This is a genomic window from Methylobacterium sp. BTF04, assembly GCF_010692745.1.
Classification (GTDB): Bacteria; Pseudomonadota; Alphaproteobacteria; order Rhizobiales; family Beijerinckiaceae; genus Methylobacterium.
Window position 1 is genome coordinate 1 of sequence record NZ_JAAHTB010000216.1, and the last position, 789, is coordinate 789.

At 70.0% G+C, this 789-nt stretch carries 1 protein-coding gene; it reads left to right on the top strand.

The annotated features are described in order from the left end of the window. Positions 1-770: IS66 family transposase (locus tag G3T14_RS24400; protein WP_163645040.1), on the top strand; the 770-nt coding region annotated here is incomplete at its 5' end. Between the last annotated feature and the right edge of the window lie 19 nt (positions 771-789).

Sequence of the window (789 nt, forward strand, 5' to 3'; positions counted from 1 at the left end):
CGCTCAGCCAGGGCGGGCTGATGAACCTTCTCCAGCGCGCGCAGAAGCGCTTCCGTCCCGGCCGCGACGAGGCCGTCTCGACGCTGCGCCGCGCCACCGTCGTTGCCTCGGACGAGACCGGCGTGCGCATCGAGGGCAGCAACGCCTATCATTGGGTCTTCCACGCGGCCGACGCGGTGGTGCACACGGCCTCCCCGACGCGGGGAGCCGTGGTGGTTCGGGAGATGATGGACGGCCACCGGCCCGCGGTGTGGATCTCGGACCGCTACACCGCCCAGCAGGGCCACGCCGCCGCGCACCAGACCTGCCTCGCCCATCTCGCACGCGACGTCGCCTACGTCGTCGAGACCAGCGATGATCCGGTCCCATGGCGCCTGCAGATCTGGCTGCGATCCGTGTTCGCCCTGGCCGAGCGCGTCACCGATCTGGCCGCCTCGACGCTGGCCGCCAAACGCCGAAGTCTGGATCGGCAGCTCGGCGCCATCCTCGCCACGCCGAGCCGCTGCGACCTGACCCGCGATCTGCAGGCCAAGATCGGTCGGGCTCGCCATCAGCTCCTGGTCTTCCTCGCCCACCCCGGCGCGGTCGAACCGACCAACAACGGTTCTGAGAGGCTGCTGCGCCCGTCCGTCGTCCAGCGAAAGGTCACCAACGGCTACCGCGCGATGTGGGCGGCTGAGGGCGAAGCGGCCATCCGCACCGTCGTCGATACCGCACGCCTCACCGGAAGCAGCCCCTTTGGCACCATCCTCAAAACCGTCGGCGCCTGAACCTCACGATTACGGGGGT